The sequence below is a fragment of the Segatella sinensis genome (assembly GCF_040095255.1).
GTDB classification, from domain to species: Bacteria; Bacteroidota; Bacteroidia; order Bacteroidales; family Bacteroidaceae; genus Prevotella; species Prevotella sinensis.
In genome coordinates this window covers 14,185-32,988 of record NZ_JBBNGE010000028.1, presented here as the reverse complement: position 1 = coordinate 32,988, position 18,804 = coordinate 14,185, and the positions used below count along the sequence as shown (strand labels likewise).

Below are 18,804 nucleotides of genomic sequence, written 5' to 3'. Positions count from 1 at the left end.
TAATAGAGTAGATGATAAAAAGAGGAATAAAAGTAGTATCTTTGCAGAAAAATACAACTATAAGGCACTCTAATAGCCTACCAGATAGTAACAATAACAATTAAAAAGATAGTTATGAAAGTAGTATTGTGGTTCTTAATGATGCTTATGCCATTACTGGCAAGTGCTTCTTCCGTAAACGAGGAACAGCTGTTCCATCGTTTAGACAGTTACATCGCTCAGCGAAGCAAGTTTACCCAAAGAAAAGAAGCGAAACTGCTAAGACTCAAAAAGCAACTATACACAACTTCCGACAAGCACAACCAGCTTAGGCTCTATAACCAAATCTACAGGGAGTATTATACCTACCGTTACGACTCTGCCATGACATACGCCAAGAAAGGCTACCAGCTGGCTGTACAACTTCAGGATGATTATTTCGTCAACCTGAATAAAATCAATCGTGCGGCAGTGCTATCGACGGGTGGTTTCTACAGCCAGGCAGAAGAATTAATGCTCACAATGGATGTGGAGAAAATGTCACCTAAGTTATTGCAATACTATTATTATACCTTGACTTGGGTATATAGCTATTGGGAAACATTCTGCAACAAGTCGGAGTTTCAAGAAGGATTAGCAGCCAAGAAACGTTTTTATTTAGGCAAGACTCTTGAACATATCGGCAACAAGGAATCCGCTCTTTATTACTATCTTTCAGGAGAGTTTGAATATCTAAAGCAGCGTACAAGCAAAAAGATGCTTCAGTTCTACATGAAGGCACTTTCAGCCAGTCCCCTGAACAGCCGTGTGCATGCCTCATCGGCTTATTGCATTGCCCGCTATTATTATGATACCGACCAAAAGGATTTATACGAAAAGTATATTGTAGAAGCAGCCATCTCAGACCAGATATGTCCCCTGAAGGAGAATCTTGCCCTTCAGGAACTTTCCACCTATCTATATAATAAGGATACCTCCTATGCAAAGAGGGTTGCCAAATACATCTATTGCTCCATGGAGGATGCCCAATTCTACAACAACCGTCTCCGCATGGTTGAGATTTCCCGCATACTTCCCCTTATCACAGAAACGAACCATCAGGCAGAAGTACGCAAGAACCGCATCGTAACAGCATCTCTCGTCATCGTGAGTATCCTGTCACTAGGATTCCTTGCCATGGCTTTCTTTGCGTTCAAGATGAACAAGCGTCTGGTCAAGAGCCGTAGGGAGATAAAAAGCCAAAATACACTCTTGGACGAACTGAACCAGAAACTGCTCAACACCAATAAGCGAAGAGAGACCTATATGCATTTATTCCTGGACATCAGTGCCGTATATATCAAGAAACTGGATGATTATCGCAAATTGGTAAGTCGCAAAATCAAGGCAAAACAAACTGCCGATCTTCTGACTGCCATCAACAGCTACAAGCTGGCAGAAGAAGAGGCAGCCAACTTCTATATTCGCTTCGACAAGGCATTCATTGACTTGTATCCGAATTTCGTGGAAGAGTTCAACCAACTGCTGTTGCCAGAAAAGCAGATTGTTCTCCCTGCCCCTAACAGTCTCACCAAGGAACTGCGTATCTATGCACTGATGCGACTAGGAATTACGGATGGTCAGGAACTAGCCACCCTCCTATTCTATTCTACGCAAACCATCTATAATTACAAGACAGCCATCAGAAAGCGAGCCAAAGACCTCACCACTTTTGATGCAGCCATCAACCGACTATGCAATGTGATAGGCTAATCAGAGCAAATGCTTGGCAAGACCCCAAGCGTATTAATTTGCAAGCTGCACGCAGACAGGTTTTCCAACCTTTATATCCTGCTTCGTATCAACCATCATTCCAGTTTTCTTATTGAGCTTGAAAACTTGAATCACATGACTGTCACGGCACGCCACAAGCATGAACTGTCCGTTAGGCGTGATGGCGAAGTTGCGAGGATGGGCAGCGGTGGGTTGGAAGCCTATCTTTGTGAGCAGCCCCAATTTCTTATCTACGGCAAATACCGAGATGCCCTCATCGGTTAACCGATGGGATGCATAGAGAAAGCGACCATCAGGAGACAGATGAATATCGGCACTTCCAAGCGTACGGGTCTTCGAAGCCTGTATGCGCTGCAACTCCTGCAATGTACCATTGCTATATCCCAATACGGTTACCGTGCCATCCAGTTCGCTTATCAGGTAAGCCACATTGCCTTTAGAGTTGAATACAAGATGGCGTGGTCCCGTTCCTTTAGGAGCCTGATAGACAAGAACAGGATTAGATAAAAATATCTTGCCATCATTTACCTGGAAGCGCCAGATACAGTCGTTCCCCAAATCATTGGCAAGCATATATTGATGATCAGGAGTCATCTGGCAGCAATGGATATGCGATACCACACCACTCCCCTCCCGATGCATATCGAAATATTGCGATTCTGGCGCCACACTTCCATCTTCCTTGATTGGGAATACGGAAATATCACCCCCATTATAATTGGATGTCACCACATATCCACCATACAGCATCACATTGCATGGTGCCGCACCCGGCATCTTGTTTTCCGGTCGAGTAGCCTTCGTTCCGCACTTCTGATACCCAAGCAGAACCATCTCTCCCTCCTTCTTATTGAGAATGAAAGCCCCGAGTCCTTGTCGCCCATCATCATATTCGCTCACGGCATAAACCCGATTTACATCATGATTCATCATGAGAAACGAAGGGTTGCCAGCCTGCACATCGCCCACCAATTGTGATTTCCCCGTTCGTTGATTGAAACGATAAACATACATTCCGTCAGAAGTACTCTGGTCGGTATAGGTACCTACTACCATTGTAAGTTCATCACTCGCCACTGCCGGCATCCCCACAGCCATCGTCAATGACAAGCCTGCCAATATCGTCTTTATATTGCCCATAATTGCTATATTTCTTATCAAGTCAATAGTATATATAATGTTTAGAGGGGCAAAAATACAAAAAGAAAAGGAAACGGGCAAATGAAATGGCAGAAAATTGAGAATAATCCTCAACTTTCTACCTTTTTCTTTTGCATATTCAATAAATAGTTGTATCTTTGCCATTACAATAAAGTTGTAACACAAAAAATGTAATGACGTATGAAACTAAGTAACAGGAAATTAGCAAATCCTTTCATCTACCAAGGTTATGAAAGTCCCGAGTATTTCTGCGACAGAGAAAATGTGCTTTAAACGTGCGGAATGTGCTTAAAAAAAATAGATTCCGCACGTTTAAAGCACATTTTCATAGATATTGCATCAGCCACAGTCATAGAATTCCACACTAGAAGGATACTACTTTCTTTTGGAAATACATTTTTTATCTGCAACTTTTATCGAAAAAAGTGAAGAGAAAGATTGCTTTTTCGATATATTAGCGTATCTTTGCACTTTGAACAGCTAAAATCAGTAGCATTATGAAAGAACCCGGCAAGAAATATAACGATGAAGACAACATGCTCGTCAACGACTTGCGCTCCATCGTCAGCAAGGCTCGCAGCAAAGCATTTGCTGCCGTCAATTATTCTCTGGTGGAAAGAAACTGGAGAATAGGACAACGTATTGTGGAAGAAGAACAGAACGGAGCATCACGTGCTGAATACGGAAAGCATGTGATAGAGGTCGCTTCGGCTGCTCTTACGGAGGAATTCGGGAGGGGATTCTCCAAGACTAACATAAAGAGTTACAGACGTTTCTATAACTTTTTTCCGGATTTAGGAATTGGGCAGGCACTGCCTGCCCAATTGGAAAAACAAAAACAGCAGGCAGTGCCTGCTATATTTACCGCACTTGTAAAAGAGGAGTATCAAACTCACTTTACAAATTTGAATATCCTTCCTTGGACCCACTACGAGCGTCTCATCCGTGTAGAAGATAAACAAGCTCGTGAATGGTATGCAAAGGAAGCGTTCAACGAAGGTTGGAGTTACCGAACCCTCAACCGCAATATCAACACCTTATATTATGAACGTCTTCTTATGTCAAAGAAGAAGCAGCCAGTCGTTAACGAGATGCAAGACAAGACAAAGGCTTATCAGCAAGACAAACTCGAATACATCAAATCACCAGTTGTCTTGGAATTCCTTGGATTACCAGAAGACACATCCCTCGCTGAATCAAAATTAGAGACAGCAATCATCAACAACCTAGAGAAATTCTTGATGGAAATGGGAAAGGGATATGCACTCGTGGCTCGTCAGCAACATATTCGAACCGAGGAAAACGACTACTACATCGATTTGGTGTTTTACAATTACCTCATCAAATCATTTATTTTGGTCGATTTGAAGGTAAATCGCATCACTTACCAGGATGTAGGACAGATGGATATGTATCTTCAGATGTACGATAAGATGAAAAAAGGACCAGACGACAACCCTACCATCGGCATCATTCTTTGTACCGAGACCGATTCGGATGTGGCACGATACTCTACCCTCGCAAAAAACGACCAGATGTTCGCTGCTAAATATAAGTTATACCTGCCAGACAAGGAAGACTTGAGAAGAGAAATCGAACGACAGAAGGAACTGTATCTAATGGCTCATCCTGAAGAAAACGATAAAGAGTAATTCTTCTGGCAGTATCAGAAAAATTAGAAGGAACCATTACAAAAAGGTCAGACGCTGTCTGACCTTTTTTATCTCATTTTCGTATAACTATCCATTTATCTATAAAATCATCACTTTTTCTTGCATAAAGTTTGCAATTTCCAATATTTATGCTTACCTTTGCCGTTGTTAAGAGGGAACTCATAACACATTACCAAATATCTTATCATCAAATAAGAAAGGAAATAGCAAATGGAACTGAAAGAGACATTCCAAAGAGTGAAGGCAGCTAGCAAGACTTTGGGCTTGCTCAGCGACGAACAACGTAATGAAATCCTGCAGGCGGTGGCTGATGCTATCATCGCAGAGACTCCTGCGCTCCTTGCAGCGAACGCAGAAGACCTGGCGAAGATGGACAAAACGAACCCGCTCTACGACCGATTGCAACTTACAGAGCAGCGACTCGTGGATATCGCTTCGGATATGAGACACGTAAGTACACTGCCCTCACCGCTCGGAAGAGTTCTCAAAGACAAAACACTCGAAAATGGTTTGCACCTGCAGCGGGTTGCCGTTCCATTCGGAGTCATCGGCATGATTTACGAGGCTCGTCCTAACGTAACCTTCGATGTTTTTTCACTCTGTTTCAAGAGTGGAAATGCTTGCGTACTGAAAGGCGGAAGGGATGCAAACGCCTCTAACTCAGCGGGTGTCGAACTTATCCACAAGGTGTTGATAACTTTCGGTATTGACCCGAATGTCGTTACGCTCCTCCCTGCTACCCATGAGGCTACCGGCGAAATGCTGAATGCAGTGGGCTATATTGACCTCTGCATTCCTCGTGGAGGAAAGAAGCTTATCAACTTCGTTCGTGATACCGCCAAGGTACCGGTTATCGAAACCGGAGCCGGCGTGGTACACTGCTACTTCGACAAGGATGGCGACCTGGAGATGGGCAAGCGCATCATCACCAATGCCAAGTGCCGAAGAGTAAGCGTATGCAATGCACTCGACTGTCTGCTGATTCATGAAAGCAGATTAAGCGACCTACCAACCCTCTGCGAAGGTCTCGCCGAGAAGCAGACCAAGATTCATGCAGATACCAAGGCTTACGAAGCCTTAAAGGGACACTATCCTGATACCTTATTATATAAGGCAGAGGAAAGCGAAGCAAAGATGAAGGAAGCAGGTTTGCTGACTGCGGATTGCAAATCCGCAGACTCAACAGAAGCAGATGCTAACATGAAGAGCATCTGGAACACTGAATGGCTCAGCATGCAGATGGGAATCAAGACCGTGGCTTCGGAAGATGAGGCGCTCGACCATATCGCTACCTACGGAAGCGGACACAGCGAGAGCATCGTTTCCAACAACGAAGCAGCCCAGAAGAAGTTCCAGGCAATGGTAGATGCAGCCTGCGTTTATGTGAATGCTCCAACCAGTTTCACCGATGGCGCACAGTTCGGATTGGGCGCAGAGATTGGCATCAGTACTCAGAAGCTCGGAGCCCGCGGACCAATGGCGCTAGAAGAGATTACCACCTACAAGTGGTTGATTACTGGCCAGGGACAGACAAGAGCCTAACAAGACCCGCTCCGTACCAACTCCGTACCCTCTCCGTACCAAGTCTTAGTTTCTGCCATGTTTGCAAGGTTTGCATGCAAACTTTGCAAACATCAAGATTCAAGAAGAAAGATCCAAGAGCAATATATATCAGAAATAACAAATAAAAAACGAAATAACAATGAAGACATTCTTTAATGTTGAAGACCTTGGCGACTTGAAAGCAGCACTCGCCGAGGCACAGGAAGTGAAAGCAAACCGTTTCGGTTATCAGGAGTTAGGCAAGAACAAAACCTTGCTGATGATATTCTTCAATAACAGTCTCCGTACCCGACTGAGTACACAGAAGGCTGCGATGAACCTGGGCATGAATGTAATCGTACTCGATGTAAATGCCGGTGCCTGGAAACTGGAGACAGAGCGTGGCGTTATCATGGATGGCGACAAGAGTGAGCACCTGCTTGAGGCAATCCCAGTGATGGGAAGCTTCTGCGACCTTATCGGTGTGCGCAGCTTTGCCGGTCTGAAAGACCGAGACTACGATTATGCCGAGACTATCGTGAACCAGTTCGTGAAGTACAGCGGCCGCCCAGTCTTCGCTATGGAGACAGCTACCGTTCACCCACTCCAGGCATTCGCAGATCTCATCACCATCGAGGAGCATAAGAAGGTGGCTCGTCCTAAGGTAGTCCTGACCTGGGCTCCTCACTGCCGTGCCTTGCCTCAGGCTGTGCCAAACTCATTCGCTCAGTGGATGAACGCAGCCGATGTTGATTTCGTGGTTACTCACCCAGAGGGCTATGAGCTTGATCCTAAGTTCGTAGGTAATGCCAAAGTGGAGTACGACCAGAAGAAGGCTCTGGAAGGTGCAGACTTCGTTTATGCCAAGAACTGGAGCTGTCCGGGTGTGAAAGACCCAGCACAGTATGGTGAGATTCTGAGCAAGGATATGAGCTGGACCATCGACGAGGAGCACATGAGCTGGACCAATGACGGTTGCTTCATGCACTGTCTGCCAGTACGCCGCGGTCTGATTGTTACCGATGATGTCATCGAGAGCAAGAACAGTCTGGTGATTCCAGAGGCAGCCAACCGTGAGATTTCAGCCGAGGTTGTCATCAAGCGTATGCTCGAATCACTCTAAAGCAGGAAATAAGAAAAAGATAGGGGGAAGTAAAGGAATACAAGCCTTTATTTCCCTATTTTCCGTTCTATCCAGCCTGTTCCTATCCCCATTTCTCGGTATTTTTATCATTTCATCCTGTCTATATTCTTATATCTCAGATATTATCCGTACCTTTGCTGCCGAAAAAAAGAAAAACGAGATGGACAAATACATAATACTTTCACCAGAAGCTAAGGGTTCATTCAATGATCGCCTTAACTTTCTGTATCTAAAACTAGGTAACTTTCTCGATACAGAGAAACTGGAAAACCGTACCTTGCAATATTGTAAGGTATTCCTCAGCGACTCCCAGAACCAGATAAAAGAGTTAGAAGAATCTCTCCTTTATCAGGAGTTTCTGAAAGGCGCAAACCTCACTATCGTGGAACAGACTCCACTGAATGGCAGCAAGGTGAGCCTGCTGATCAAGACTACGGATGAAGCTACACCTATCTTATTCCACAGTCTTCGTCTGACAGAAGAGGAAGCAAAGGGAAAGGATTCGTACGAGCAGACCCATTTTCTCTTCAATAAATATCTGAAGACTATCGAAGGTACGGATATGACCATGGAACGCAACCTGATTCGCACCTGGATATACGTCACCAACATCGATGTAAACTATCAAGGCGTAGTAGAAGCCCGTAAAGACATCTTCGATAAAGAGGGATTGACAGCCGACACCCACTACATTGCCAGCACGGGTATCGGTGGTGCCACTCCGGTACGCCACGCAGCTGTAGCCATCGACTTCCTCACCATCCCCCATATCAAGGAAGAGGACAAGAAGTATCTTCAGGCACTCGATCATCTGAATTCTACCCATGAATATGGAGTAGCCTTCGAACGAGGAACCCGGCTTACGCTACCTACCCATACTCTCCATTCAGAAGGAAGCCAGCAGTTCAAGCAACAATACTTCATCTCCGGTACAGCCAGTATCGACAAGCATGGAGATGTGGTCTATGAAGGAGACATCGTGCGCCAGACCGGCAGACTGCTTGAGAACATCGGCGCCCTGCTGAAAGATGGCGATGCCACGATGAATGATATCCAATACTTCATCATCTATCTGCGCGACATCTCCGACTATCATACGGTTGACAGACTGATGCAGCAGTTTTATCCCCAGATTCCCCGCATCATCGTGGAGGCTAAAGTATGCCGACCAGGCTGGTTGATAGAAATGGAATGCATCGCTGAGAAGGAATCATATTCTACAGAATAAGGAATTATAAAGATTCCGTTATCTAACCTTTGTCGGAATCCTCTTATCACTCATGATTTCATTTCCTGCCGCACGGGCATCCAGCTCTACTGGCTTCGAAGTGAAATCAGGAGTATTATAGGAATCCTGCAACTCGTCGTAGTACTTCTTCGGATTGCGCTGTGGCAAAAGGAACGGCTTGCTAACATTGCCCTTGTCATCGATGCAAGCAAGATAAAGACGGGTATAGAGACCGTCACCGCGACGGGATGTAAAGACAAACCAATGGGAATCCCTACTCCAGTTGTGCCAGCTATCTGTATTCCTGCTATTGGCAGCCGTCATTGGTCGCGCCTGTCCCGTCTTCAAATCCAGCAACCAGTTATCCGCTTCCTTATGCCAGATAGGGAAACAGCCATAATCACTCATCGTAAACATGATATACCTGCCATCATACGAAGGACGTGGATGGGTGGCACTCTTGCCCAGTTCACGGGCATTGAAGATGGTATCCACCTTGTTGCCAAACTTACCCGTAGCCGCATCGAAACCAATCTTGCAGATATTATACTTGATATCCTTGTAACCGCTTGGGATAGGTTCTGCCGTAGAAGAGCAGAAATAGAGCGTCTTTCCATCTGGTGAGAATACCGGATAAGTCTCATAATGGTCTTTCGTCATCAGGAGCGAATCCAATATAAGTTCATGGGTTGCAGGTTCATAGACAAAGACATCCGATGCCTGGTCGAAGACTTCAATTCGCTCATCCTTCACGGCATGGAAACTCTGATGGGTGGTATTGGTGCTATAAGCACAATACTTGCCCGATGGATGCCAGTAAGGATAAACCATCGAACCCTTCTGGGATTCATTCTTCGCCTTCAGCCACTCCCGCTTGCCGTTCTGAGAAACTAAGGTAGCACCATGGTCACCACGGACATGGAAGGTAAACTGATCGGGATTGGTTCTGTTTGCCGTATGACAATTGAGACAGGCACCCGGTGCTGCGGTATTCTCAAGGATTGCCGTTTCCTCAAAGTTACTCAAGTTGCGCTGATAAATGCCCAACTTGCCATACACCTCATAACCAGGGGCAATACGACGATAAGTCAAGCCCCAGTCCTTTAACTCGTAGGGGCTGACATATATATCGAAGTCCTGATACTTGAACCTTTCACCATTTTTCAATACAAACACAGAGACGGTGAGTTTTCCGCCCTTATTTTTTCTCAAGAAGTCGTGCCACTCCTCTACATCAAAGTCCGCATACTCTTTTCCGAAAGAAGAGATTTCCTCGATGGTCTTCGATCCTGCCACACTCACTAACATTTCATCTACATCGTCATCCGTCATATTGAAATTAAGCGGAGCGATGTTGACAGGAACTGTAACCCCGATGTAATCAGGGAAGATTTTAGGCAATTGTTTGATTTCTTTTGCCTCACTCCATGGTGAAGGATAGCAACAGGAATCGAGAGTAGCCATCCCCATCACAACCAACAGAACACACAACAGATATTTGATTGTTTTCATATCATTCCTGTATTATCATTCTACATTCTAATAAACCTCTTTCATTCCCTCCTTCTTCTTAGAAGCCTCATCAACCCCCTGCACCATCACATAGTGCCAGGCATTGGATACATACGGCTGCTGACTGAATTGAGGATTCTTCGGATTCTGCATATAGAGCTGGATGAAGTTGAGCGTATTGTTCACGTTCTGTGCATCCACACTATATGGGATGGTACGCGGATCGCTATGTGTCTTCATCCAGTTGCCGATGAGAATCTCCTGGAAGGAACGTGGAATATGGTCATAACCCACAAATCTGCCCAGCGGATAATACTGCATGAACTTCTCCATATTGCGCTGCAGAAGTTCGTAGCACATCAGGTATTCGTATGCCATCTTGTTATGGTTATCATTCAGGAAGAGCAAGCCCAACATCTGGTCCATCTCCCGGTCGCTGAAGAGGAAGTCCTGCTTTTTCTCACGATACTTGCGCAGCTTGCCATAGATAGGATGCCGGTTGATAGCCTTCTCATTACCCAGCAGCGCCATGGTCTGGTTAGCCCAGTTGCTATAGAAGAGCGTCTTCTGCAGTCGGCGGAGCAGCTTGGCTGCTACCTTGTAATTGCCGTTGATGATTTCGCACTCTATAATCCTGCGGGTCAATCGGGCACTCTTGCGATAATTCGGTATCGCTTCCTGCGCCTCGAACATATATCTTTCGGCATCATTCACCATTCCCAGACGGAAGAAAATTTCTGCCGTAGATACCGGTGAAATCATATCGCGGGTAAAGGTAGGAAACAAGCCCTCGCCTCCATTCTGATAGAACTCGAAAAGGCGGTCGGCAAGCATACCTTTCTGACTCAAGGCAAGATTCACACACGATACACTGAGCGGTGTGGTTGCCGGCTTCTTCTCTGCCTTCTCTATAATCTTATCCCACTGTTCGGTGCGAACCAGGAAATCATAATCTATCAGGTCGTAGGTTATTTCATCAAAAGATGCCTTGATACCAAACCATGAAGCCACAATCACCAATACATAGCTCAACACTATGACCACTTTGGATTGCTGCAACTTCTGCAAGGATTTCCGGTGGCATGGAATTATCCCCAGGAAAGGAATCACAACAGCCCATACCATCACAACAAAAGGCAACGGAGATACTGCACCCGGATAGCGATAATAATTAAGTCCGGCAAAGATGCGATACATCGGATACTGCAGAGACTGCGTGCTCAGCAGGATCCAGGCTATGGTAAGCACAAGAATGCAGGCAGAATAGCCTATTCCGGAAAGGATACTGTCCTTCTGTTGCGCATTCTTCAGCGTATCACCTATCATCAGGGCGGCATAAAGGAATACCACAGGACCCAGGAACCAATAAACCAATGCCGTGCTAACCAGTTCGAACACCACCTTTACCAACCGGTTGTGGAACCGGTTGTGAATCCATCCCATCAGCAGAGCTCCGAAAAGTGCAACCACAAAAGAAAGCAGGATGTTCTGGTCGCCCATGGCGCACCACAGGGCGATGCTTGGAAGGAAACTCAGGAGATAGCCTGGGAAATCATGCTTGGCTCCATATTGCTTCATCAGTCCCCATACGGCAGTCTGAATGCCTATCAGGAGCAGTCCGATGAAGGCACCACCCAATACTGGCATATAGTAGAACTGTACCAGAAACTCACTGATATAGTCAGCCAATCCTCCCGGCAGCACAATGCGCTCCAGAAAATAGTTGGTATCAAAGAGAAACATCTGATACTGTTCCTGAAAGCAGAGCCCTGCCATATAAGGCACAGCCCAGAACAGCATCACTACCACGCCGAAGAGCAGCGACAGCAGCGGTTTCCAAGTTTTAGTGATCAAATTATTCATTTTTATCAGGTATTAATTTTAATTTCCATTTTCATTTCTCCTTTCACAGCTACGCTAAACTTCTATGGCTCAAGACGTTTAGTGTGAAGGGAGAATCCATTGTCTTTATTGTCTTCATTGCCTTTATTGTCTTTTGCCAGGAAATAGATAGGAGCATTTCTTGCACCTTCCTTTACCAGAAGCCCTTTCTCCGTAAAATGCTTCAACCATTTCAAGGCTGTCTGCTGGCGCAAGGCGAAATGGTATTCCATATCGCGCCGGCAAATATAGTCATGCTCTTTTATGAAAGCCACAATCTTATCCCACAACTGTTCTTCGGTGTATCTGCGAGACTTCGTGGTATATTTAGAACGTTCGAACCTTACCTGTCTAGCCACCTCGTTCAACAATTCGGCTGTAGGTTTGAAATTGATGTTACGCAAGCGGATATTATTACCTGTCACCTTATCCATGGATTTACCTTCCGGCAACTCCGTTGTAACAGACAGCGAGAGATAGCCCACTTGTGGAAGATAGAAACGGGCGCCATGAGAGAGCTCGGTCACGATGAGATCGTGCAGCGATGTCATTACAGCCTGCACATCACCCCTGGTAAGCGAACATGCTTGCTCTATATGCTGCTCTATCTGCTTACTGGTCATCGGTTCGTGGTCACGCAACCGGACAAATTTCTGTTCTCCACCTTCGCCCTTCGAGTTATGGATGGAATGGATTTCATACTTTATTGCCATAGTTTAGTATTATTAGCTGTTATCACAAGTATGTTATAAGGTACTAAGTACTAATGATATAAGCTTGAAGTTCCAGGACTTTCCGACGTGCGTCGAACGATGCACGTGCTCACATCGAACGCCGCACGCTCTTACTTCGTTCGATGCACGCACTCACACCGTTCGGTGTGAGTCGCAAAGTTGACCTGTTATAAGCTCTCAGTTGTACAAACATACCCTGCTAAACCTACTTGTCTTACTGCATACAAAAGTACAATAAAAACTCGTAAACACCAAATCTTTTCAGCAATTATACTAGAAAGTACGGAAGAAAAGCAAAAAAGGTCAATTTCTGTTTACTAAAAGGTATGAAAAAGCCCCGACTGTATCACTACAGCCGAGGCTTAGCCTAATTTTATGTTTTAATCACATCGATTTATCACATACCTATTTAGCCTTTTTCTTGAAGACATAGAACCATCCAGTACCATTCTCTGGTAATTCTGCTGCAGTCAATACCAACTTATCATCGCTGGCTACCAATACATAATACTTCTGGAATCACTAGTGTCCCGTTAAAACGAGACGATTATTAAATAAGTTATTAATACTCAAAAGTTTACGGACTTTTTATAGTGTATTCGATTTGATTTTGTATCTTTGCACGCATATTTAAAATACGTGTGCGATGAACAAAGGCAAAACTATATTCTCTCAGATTATGTCACTTATACCAGAACGTGATTTCAAAACTTGTGTAGACCGTTATAAGGGAAACTACAGAGCAAGAAACTTCTCTTGTAAAGACCAATTTCTAGTAATGAGCTATGCTCAATTAACAGGTCGTGATAGTCTTCGAGATTTAGAAAACTGCCTTACGGCACTCTCCAGCAAACTTTACCATTGTGGTATTAGTTATGCTGTACCACGTAATACTCTAGCAAAAGCTAACGAGAAGCGAGATTGGCATATCTATAAAGATTTTGCAGACGTTCTTTTGAAAAAAGTACGTCCTCTTTATGCCAAAGACAAGTTCAGATTAGACCTTGACAACATGGTATATGCTTTTGATAGCAGTACTATAAGTCTGTGTCTCAAATTATGTCCTTGGGCAAAGTTTCGCAAAAACAAAGGTGGCATCAAAATGCACACATTAGTCGATTTGCGAGGAAATCTTCCAGTCTCAGTTTATTTGACTTCTGCATCGGTTAATGATGTAAAAGCTCTTGATGATCTCTACATAGAACCTTCTGCTATCTATTTGATGGACAGAGGATATGTAGATTTCAACAGACTCTTCAAGTTGATAACTAAGAAGAATGCATTCTTTGTTACTAGGGCAAAAGATAACATACTTTTTGAAGTTGTATCAGAAGCCGAAGTTGACAAGAGTACTGGTATCATTTCTGATGAACGTATCAAATTAACAGGACTACATACTGCCAAATGGTATCCTGAAGAACTTAGAATGGTAACCTATGAGGACTATGCAACAAGTAAGGTGTATAGGTTTCTCACAAACAACATGGAATATGAAGCGCTTACCATATCTGAATTATATAGGGAAAGATGGAACGTGGAACTTTACTTTAAATGGATTAAGCAACACCTTCACATCAAATCCTTTTATGGAACTTCCGAGAATGCCATATATCTGCAAATCTGGATTGCCATATGCACATACTTGCTTTTAGCTTATGCAAAGAAAGTGATGCACATAGATCAATCGCTACACACTATTTCAAAGAACGTGGGTCTATTCCTTACGGACAAGACTCCTTTAAATGAATTGTTTAACAAAGCTGTTCCAACAGAAAAGACGGAGGATTGGCTATATCCTAGCCTTTTCAGGCCCGATGATTTCTAAACGGGACAGCAGTGTTCTGGAATACTACATTACCTGCATTCACGTTTACACCCATAGGGATAACGAAATTATCATTGGTTGCAGTTGGGAATGAGATAGTACCCTTATCCCAGGTTGGGTCCTTGTGTTCCAATACACTTACAGAGATAGGAAGCTTGACGCCATCAGAACCGATAGCCTGCTTGTTATTGATGTCGATAGTGAACCATGCACCGCTACCATTACGGGCAACACCACCAACCTTCGAGCTACCCTGACCATCAATGTCAGCACCATAGTTTACAGCCCACCACTGAGGCTTGTTGCCACTACCGAAAGGACCATTGCCCCATACAGCACCGGCAGCTTCGTTCCATTCCCAGGTAGTAGTTCCATCACCATCTTCGCCACCAGCGAGATATTCAAGAAGTTCTGGCTTGGTAGTCAAAGACTCAACATCGAAAGAACCAGCATTGTAAGTCTCCTGAGTGCCATCAGCCTTTGTATAAGTCAAGGTAACATTGAACTTACCTTCCTCAACAACCATCAGCTGATCGCCATTCAGTGTAGCTGTACCCGCAGCCTCATTGGTGCCTTCCTAGACCTCCTGAATAACCTTTACCTTGCCTGCATCAAAAGCAGTACCGAACTGTACAGGCTGACCTTTGAATTCACCTACAGTAGAAGTATAATTACCCTCAGAACCAGTTACGCAGAGACGCTTCTGAAGTTCTGCAGAGAGATAAGTAATGTTCACATTCGTATCACCGCTGCAAAAGTACAATACTTTTTCAAAAAAGGGTGATACTTTTTTGCTTAATTTATGTATTTTTCGTTACTAAGGTTATTTTTTTAAGAAATGACGATAAACACGAAAGGTTTGTTAACCTTCAGTGTTTATCGTACACTTAACATTTTAGCAGTTTTTGTGGTACATTTTTGCATAAAGAGCAAAAAAGTATCATCCTATTTGATTCTTCTCGTTACTTTGTAGCAAGAAAATTGCGAACCGGGTTGGCATACATCGTTAAAATCTTCTCTTTCAGGAAGGCTTCATCCTTGTCAGGAAGTTCAATCTTTGCCAACTGTCCTGCGATATATTTCTCGAAGCGAGCCTTATCTTCCGGTGTATATTCAGAAGCATGAGCCTCGGTATTCTCCAAGAGATCGAGCGCCACATAATTGCCTGGATAGAGACGGTAGTGACTATGTATCTCGTGGTCGATATGGGCAGCAATGGTATTGAAGAGTTCCTGCTTCGGCATCTCAGGGTCGAGGGTATCCAGATACTCATCGATACATGGGGCTGCATGATAATGCACATGTCCCTTGTAACCGAAGATACCGGTCTGCATGCTTACGAGATCATCCATAGGTCCCTTCTTCCATCCTTCCACATCACGCTTCTGCTGATACTCCTTAGCCTTGAGGAAGTCGCAAGGATCGAACTCATAGCTGATAGACAGCGGTACGAGATGGAGCTGCTTCAATCGTTCGATAATACTACCTTCACCACCCATCGCCATCATCTGGAGGATGCTCTTCTGGGTACGGTCATCGCTATCCTTGGCTCTACCCTCTCGCTGGGCAATCCAGATATTCTCGTTCTTCTCCTTGATGGCGAAATGCATATAGTCGGAAAGACGCTTGCTTGACATCAGCATCTGGCGCATGCTCAGGGCACGCTCCACGATAAACGCCTTGTTGACACGTACCAGGTCCTTCACCCAAGGAAGCGACAGGAGGTTATCTCCGATAGCAATCTCGCAGGTTGTCTTGAAGCCATTGTCGATAAGCATTACATCGAGGATTGCTGAATCGAGCACGATATCACGATGGTTACTGATGAAGGTATAGTTGCGGGTATTATCAATGGCTGCGCAATCCATCTCACAACCCGTTGCAGCCTTCTTCAGGATGCCATGAACAAAATCGTAGGCGAAAGCCAACTGGAAGTCGAGATTGGTCTTGCAAGCCTTCAACTTCTGGGCAATCATCTCAAAAGGAACTTGTGGATAAAGATAAGCAAGTACTTGCTTGAACTGATCGTTTGAAAGTAAACGGTCGAACACCTCAGGAAGGTCTTCTGGCTCCCAAGGTCGAATGGTATCAAATTCTTGAGGGATCTTCATAACTTTATGGTTTTTCGGGAGTTTAGGTGTCTATAAGTTATAGGAGTTAAGACAAATGTTCTAAAACGATATCTTTACATACCATTCAATTCTACCGTTGTCTTAACTCCTTAACTTCTTTAACAGCTTAACTCCTCATTAATTATTAGAACTGATTCTCCACGATGTCGCTGAGCACATCCTTGATGTCAAGGCCTGCAGCGCGCACCTGCTGAGGAATGAAGCTGGTAACGGTCATACCTGGAGTGGTATTGATCTCCAGCATATTCACCTTGTCCTTACCGTCCTTATCCTTAGAGATAATATAGTCGATGCGGATGATACCATTGGCATGGAGGATATCGTAGATGCGGGATGTGGTCTTTGCCACCTCTTCTGCAGTCTCAGGAGAGAGACGGGCTGGAGTGATTTCCTGTACCTGACCATTGTACTTGGCATCATAATCGAAGAACTCATTGCTGGTTACCACCTCTGTAGCTGGCAAGACAACGGTCTTCTCTGCTGTCTTGTAAATGCCCTGAGAAATCTCAGTACCATCGAGGAAGCCTTCAATCATTACCTCGTTGCTCTCCATGAAAGCTACACGGAGGGCTGGAGCCAACTGGTCAGCATTCTTCACCTTGCTCACACCGAAGCTACTGCCGTCGGCAGCAGGCTTTACGAAACAAGGCATACCGATGCGCTCGGCAATCTCGTCCTCATCATACTGTTCGCCACGACGGAGCAAGATACTGTCAGCCACGTTCACGCCAAAACCACGCAGGTAGTTGTTGAGCACATACTTGTCGAAGGTCATTGCCTCTACCAGCACACCACTTGTAGAATATGGCAAGTGGATAAGGTCGAAGTATCCCTGCATCACACCATTCTCACCAGGCTGTCCGTGGATGGTGATATAAGCATAGTCGAAATAGATATGCTTGCCATCCTTTACGAAAGAAAAGTCGTTCTTATCGATTTCGGCTGTCTCGCCATTATCGAAAGCCACGTGCCAGTCGGTACCCTTTACATCGACCAGGTAAATATTGTAACGCTCTTTGTCGAAGAATGAGTACAAACCCTGACCTGAGCGCAAAGAAACATCGTGCTCAGAAGAATCACCACCACATACGATGGCTATCGTTCTCTTGCTATTTTCCATAATCTCTAAATATTTTTGAATGTATCTTTTGTGGTGCCTGCGATGAAGCCGCGCCACTTTTCTATTAATTGTCTAAAATCATCAGGCCACTCGCTGTCGAAGTCCATCTGCTGCTTGCTGACAGGATGAACAAAACCGAGGGTCTTGGCATGGAGAGCCTGACGTGGGCAGAGTTTGAAGCAATTCTGGATGAATGCCTTGTAACCGCTGCTGCGCTGACCTCTCAGAATCTCAGCACCTCCATAAGTCTCGTCCATAAAGAGTGGATGACCTATCTGCTTCATGTGGGCACGGATCTGATGGGTACGGCCCGTTTCCAGGATGCACTGTACCAAGGTGGTATAGCCGAAGCGCTCCAAGACCTTATAATGGGTAACTGCACTCTTGCCAATACCGCTATCCGGGTCGAAGACCTTCATGCGGAGACGGTTCTTGGGATCACGACCGATATTGCCCTCGATGCGTCCCTCATCCTCCACGATATTACCCCATACCAACGCATTGTAACTGCGATGGGTTGTCTTGTTGAAGAACTGCTTGCCCAATGCCGTCTTGGCAGTAGGAGTCTTGGCTACCACGAGCAATCCGCTCGTATCCTTATCGATGCGATGGACCAAACCCACTTCCGGGTCGTTGGCATCAAACTCCGGCATATCGCGCAGGTGCCAGGCCACAGCCTGAATCAGGGTGCCATGGAAGTTTCCGGCTCCCGGATGAACCACCATTCCTGCCTTTTTGTTAACCACCATCAACTGGTCATCTTCATAAACCACATTGATGTCGATTTCTTCCGGCTTGATGCTTGTTTCATGACGAGGGCGGTCGAGCATCAGCGTAACGATGTCGTTCGGGCGCACCTTGTAATTGCTCTTCACCGGTTTACCGTTTACATGAATAAATCCGGCATCAGCTGCCTGCTGAATGCGGTTGCGGCTCTGGTAAGCCATCTTATCAGCCAGATACTTGTCTATGCGGACAGGATCCTGATTGGCATCCACCTGCACCTTCCAGTGCTCATAGAGGTCATCGCCTCCTTCGCCAGCCGGAGCAGTTCCCTCTCCCTCCATCTGGAGTTCATCATCAAGTTCATCCAAATCTCC

15 protein-coding genes are annotated in these 18,804 nt (G+C 45.1%); 6 read left to right on the top strand and 9 right to left on the bottom strand.

From position 1 onward, the window contains the following. Positions 1–114 precede the first annotated feature (114 nt). On the top strand, positions 115–1,731 hold the full coding sequence (locus AAAT87_RS09135; protein ID WP_349226238.1) for a DUF6377 domain-containing protein: 1,617 nt from the start codon (positions 115–117) through the stop codon (positions 1,729–1,731). Between the two features lie 33 nt (positions 1,732–1,764). On the opposite strand, the gene AAAT87_RS09130 is transcribed toward AAAT87_RS09135, so the two are convergent. Further along, positions 1,765–2,892, bottom strand: a complete 1,128-nt coding sequence (locus tag AAAT87_RS09130) for a lactonase family protein (protein WP_349226237.1) — start codon at positions 2,890–2,892, stop codon at positions 1,765–1,767. A 518-nt stretch (positions 2,893–3,410) separates the two neighbouring features. Here AAAT87_RS09130 and AAAT87_RS09125 point away from each other — a divergent pair. The 4 genes from AAAT87_RS09125 to AAAT87_RS09110 all read left to right on the top strand — a co-directional run bounded on the left by AAAT87_RS09125 (position 3,411) and on the right by AAAT87_RS09110 (position 8,500). Beyond that, a complete protein-coding gene (locus AAAT87_RS09125) occupies positions 3,411–4,565 on the top strand; it encodes a PDDEXK nuclease domain-containing protein (RefSeq protein WP_349226236.1) in 1,155 nt (384 codons plus the stop codon). 231 nt (positions 4,566–4,796) lie between these two features. Then, positions 4,797–6,128 (top strand): glutamate-5-semialdehyde dehydrogenase, encoded by a 1,332-nt coding sequence (locus AAAT87_RS09120; protein ID WP_349226235.1) that lies wholly within the window; start codon positions 4,797–4,799, stop codon positions 6,126–6,128. A gap of 160 nt (positions 6,129–6,288) precedes the next feature. Then, positions 6,289–7,251: a Rossmann-fold NAD(P)-binding domain-containing protein gene (locus AAAT87_RS09115; protein ID WP_089544463.1), complete on the top strand. Its 963-nt coding sequence runs from the start codon at positions 6,289–6,291 to the stop codon at positions 7,249–7,251. 181 nt (positions 7,252–7,432) lie between these two features. Next, a complete protein-coding gene (locus tag AAAT87_RS09110; protein ID WP_295023382.1) occupies positions 7,433–8,500 on the top strand; it encodes a Rid family hydrolase in 1,068 nt (355 codons plus the stop codon). Positions 8,501–8,518: 18 nt separating this feature from the next. Here the strand turns inward: AAAT87_RS09110 and AAAT87_RS09105 are convergent, their stop codons facing one another. From AAAT87_RS09105 to AAAT87_RS09095, 3 genes are all read right to left on the bottom strand, one after another. Beyond that, positions 8,519–10,012: a TolB family protein gene (locus AAAT87_RS09105; protein ID WP_428848570.1), complete on the bottom strand. Its 1,494-nt coding sequence runs from the start codon at positions 10,010–10,012 to the stop codon at positions 8,519–8,521. A gap of 27 nt (positions 10,013–10,039) precedes the next feature. Further along, positions 10,040–11,875 carry a DUF6057 family protein gene (locus AAAT87_RS09100; RefSeq protein WP_349226234.1) on the bottom strand — a complete coding sequence of 612 codons (1,836 nt, stop codon included), beginning with the start codon at positions 11,873–11,875 and terminating at the stop codon, positions 10,040–10,042. A 62-nt stretch (positions 11,876–11,937) separates the two neighbouring features. Beyond that, positions 11,938–12,606: an HU family DNA-binding protein gene (locus AAAT87_RS09095; RefSeq protein WP_298531986.1), complete on the bottom strand. Its 669-nt coding sequence runs from the start codon at positions 12,604–12,606 to the stop codon at positions 11,938–11,940. Positions 12,607–13,273: 667 nt separating this feature from the next. Between AAAT87_RS09095 and AAAT87_RS09090 the strand changes: the two genes are divergently transcribed. After that, complete coding sequence (locus AAAT87_RS09090) at positions 13,274–14,452, top strand: IS4 family transposase (protein ID WP_349226233.1); 1,179 nt, start codon at positions 13,274–13,276, stop codon at positions 14,450–14,452. Here AAAT87_RS09090 and AAAT87_RS09085 read toward each other — a convergent pair. The 5 genes from AAAT87_RS09085 to AAAT87_RS09065 form a co-directional block, all read right to left on the bottom strand. Further along, on the bottom strand, positions 14,433–14,978 hold the full coding sequence (locus AAAT87_RS09085) for a hypothetical protein (protein WP_349226232.1): 546 nt from the start codon (positions 14,976–14,978) through the stop codon (positions 14,433–14,435). The genes AAAT87_RS09090 and AAAT87_RS09085 overlap by 20 nt on opposite strands. A gap of 51 nt (positions 14,979–15,029) precedes the next feature. After that, on the bottom strand, positions 15,030–15,188 hold the full coding sequence (locus tag AAAT87_RS09080; RefSeq protein WP_349226231.1) for a hypothetical protein: 159 nt from the start codon (positions 15,186–15,188) through the stop codon (positions 15,030–15,032). A gap of 226 nt (positions 15,189–15,414) precedes the next feature. Beyond that, complete coding sequence (locus tag AAAT87_RS09075) at positions 15,415–16,563, bottom strand: 1-acyl-sn-glycerol-3-phosphate acyltransferase (protein ID WP_349226230.1); 1,149 nt, start codon at positions 16,561–16,563, stop codon at positions 15,415–15,417. Positions 16,564–16,708: 145 nt separating this feature from the next. Next, on the bottom strand, positions 16,709–17,704 hold the full coding sequence (locus tag AAAT87_RS09070; protein WP_294806481.1) for a D-alanine--D-alanine ligase: 996 nt from the start codon (positions 17,702–17,704) through the stop codon (positions 16,709–16,711). 5 nt (positions 17,705–17,709) lie between these two features. Next, a complete protein-coding gene (locus AAAT87_RS09065; protein WP_298531993.1) occupies positions 17,710–18,771 on the bottom strand; it encodes an RluA family pseudouridine synthase in 1,062 nt (353 codons plus the stop codon). Positions 18,772–18,804 lie beyond the last annotated feature (33 nt).

Coding starts and splice junctions, on each gene's coding strand:
- AAAT87_RS09100 (WP_349226234.1), bottom strand. CDS start 11,875: ATGAATAATTTGATCACTAAAACTTGGAAACCGCTGCTGTCGCTGCTC.
- AAAT87_RS09125 (WP_349226236.1), top strand. CDS start 3,411: ATGAAAGAACCCGGCAAGAAATATAACGATGAAGACAACATGCTCGTC.
- AAAT87_RS09085 (WP_349226232.1), bottom strand. CDS start 14,978: ATGGTTGTTGAGGAAGGTAAGTTCAATGTTACCTTGACTTATACAAAG.
- AAAT87_RS09130 (WP_349226237.1), bottom strand. CDS start 2,892: ATGGGCAATATAAAGACGATATTGGCAGGCTTGTCATTGACGATGGCT.
- AAAT87_RS09095 (WP_298531986.1), bottom strand. CDS start 12,606: ATGGCAATAAAGTATGAAATCCATTCCATCCATAACTCGAAGGGCGAA.
- AAAT87_RS09115 (WP_089544463.1), top strand. CDS start 6,289: ATGAAGACATTCTTTAATGTTGAAGACCTTGGCGACTTGAAAGCAGCA.
- AAAT87_RS09070 (WP_294806481.1), bottom strand. CDS start 17,704: ATGGAAAATAGCAAGAGAACGATAGCCATCGTATGTGGTGGTGATTCT.
- AAAT87_RS09120 (WP_349226235.1), top strand. CDS start 4,797: ATGGAACTGAAAGAGACATTCCAAAGAGTGAAGGCAGCTAGCAAGACT.
- AAAT87_RS09075 (WP_349226230.1), bottom strand. CDS start 16,563: ATGAAGATCCCTCAAGAATTTGATACCATTCGACCTTGGGAGCCAGAA.
- AAAT87_RS09105 (WP_428848570.1), bottom strand. CDS start 10,012: ATGAAAACAATCAAATATCTGTTGTGTGTTCTGTTGGTTGTGATGGGG.
- AAAT87_RS09065 (WP_298531993.1), bottom strand. CDS start 18,771: ATGGAGGGAGAGGGAACTGCTCCGGCTGGCGAAGGAGGCGATGACCTC.
- AAAT87_RS09135 (WP_349226238.1), top strand. CDS start 115: ATGAAAGTAGTATTGTGGTTCTTAATGATGCTTATGCCATTACTGGCA.
- AAAT87_RS09090 (WP_349226233.1), top strand. CDS start 13,274: ATGAACAAAGGCAAAACTATATTCTCTCAGATTATGTCACTTATACCA.
- AAAT87_RS09110 (WP_295023382.1), top strand. CDS start 7,433: ATGGACAAATACATAATACTTTCACCAGAAGCTAAGGGTTCATTCAAT.